Raw genomic sequence first — 234 nt, forward strand, 5'->3', positions numbered from 1 at the left:
TGCAGGTGCCAGGCCGCGTCCACCTTGGGACGCATCACGCGCTCGATCTGCTGCGGCGACAGTGACCCGATCACCCCGTCGTCGAGCACACCCGCCGCGTGCACCACCGCGGTGGGCCGGTGATCCAGCGTGCCGAGTACGGCGGCGAGTTGTGCACGGTCGGACACGTCACAGGCGACGGCCCGAGCCGCACACCCCAGCTCTGCCAGCTCGGCGACCAGCTCGGCGGCGCCT

1 protein-coding gene is annotated in these 234 nt (G+C 72.2%); it reads right to left on the reverse strand.

The window, feature by feature from the left end:
* Positions 1 to 234: KR domain-containing protein (locus IH00_RS41470; RefSeq protein WP_158828221.1), on the reverse strand; the 234-nt coding region annotated here is incomplete at both ends.

The sequence above is a fragment of the Streptomyces sp. NRRL S-118 genome, from assembly GCF_000716335.1.
Lineage (GTDB): Bacteria > Actinomycetota > Actinomycetes > Streptomycetales > Streptomycetaceae > Streptomyces.